We start from the raw sequence: 1094 nt of genomic DNA on the forward strand, positions 1-1094 counted from the left end.
CAAACACGCCGCGCACGCGAGAGGCCTTCTCATGTGCAGGCACATCTTGAAAACCGAAGGAAGCAGTCTTGGAGTCAGTCATACGGCCCTTTAGCGCCTTGTGTTCTTGGCGACTAGCCCACCAACAATCTGAGACACTTCATCAAAAGTCACACAGTCAAGATGCAAGATAGCGCTCTTTGCCTGATTGATAAGGATTTCAGCGTCAATCTTACCAAATTCCTTGGTGGGCACATAGTCTGCTTCATTTCGAGCGTTCTGCAGCGCAATGAATGCCGAAGCAAACTTTATCAAATGGTCTGACTCGGTGCCATCAGGCCCTCTCGATAGTCTGCCCATGAGAGTCTGCGCTTTGCCATGGTCGACCGACCTATACACCTCAACCCACGTCTTCGAGGTCACGGATGCCCCCTCCGGACTGGTTATGATGCGATTAGCAACCAGTCGGCACAAGTGGTCAAACAACGCATAATAGGCTGTACTGACAGCCCTATTGCAGTCACTGGATTGCGGTCGACCCCGCTTCCCACCGAGCAGGCGCTGCGCACTTCCGATAAGCTGGTGTGAATAGTGCATGGAAGCACCTAGGCAACATGCTGGTGTTTATACTCTAAATCCGGAAACTTATGGTACAGTATCACCATCCTAGGATCGCCTTTGCGATAGGCCTCCTGCATCATCTGCGTTGTTACCGCAGCTGTTGCATCAGGATCCGGCAATGGACCCGCCTTGGGATGAGACAACCAAACACCAACAACTTCGCCGCCATCATGAAGGCCTGTTTCCCAGCTCTGGTTAGACCAAACCGTATGCTCCAACTCAATGGAAGCCTGATCTAATTGTTCTGCTGGAAAAAACTTTCTGATGGCTCGCCAAGCAAGCTCATTGAGTTCATCATCGCTAAGTCGTAGGGCTGATCTCATGACCAGTGGCTAGCACATAACGCGTGAGTACGCAAAAGAATATGCCTGAATTACCCGAAGTCGAAACTGTGAGACGGGGCCTCGAGCCCACCTTAAAGGGCCAGACCCTGGTGCGGGTGGAAGCCCGACGGCCAGACCTGCGCTTTGCCTTTCCACCCCGTTTTGTCGAGC

At 52.4% G+C, this 1094-nt stretch carries 2 protein-coding genes; one reads left to right on the top strand and one right to left on the bottom strand.

The window, feature by feature from the left end; all coding sequences use genetic code 11:
* Nucleotides 1-584: 584 nt before the first annotated feature.
* Entirely contained in the window at nucleotides 585-923 is a 339-nt protein-coding gene (locus ACOVRA_RS08215; protein ID WP_421719861.1) for a hypothetical protein, read from the bottom strand.
* Nucleotides 924-964: 41 nt separating this feature from the next.
* Here ACOVRA_RS08215 and ACOVRA_RS08220 point away from each other — a divergent pair.
* On the top strand, nucleotides 965-1094 hold a 130-nt coding region (locus tag ACOVRA_RS08220), incomplete at its 3' end, for a DNA-formamidopyrimidine glycosylase family protein (RefSeq protein WP_421719862.1).

It is taken from the genome of Aquidulcibacter sp. (assembly GCF_049239865.1).
Lineage (GTDB): Bacteria > Pseudomonadota > Alphaproteobacteria > Caulobacterales > Aquidulcibacteraceae > Aquidulcibacter.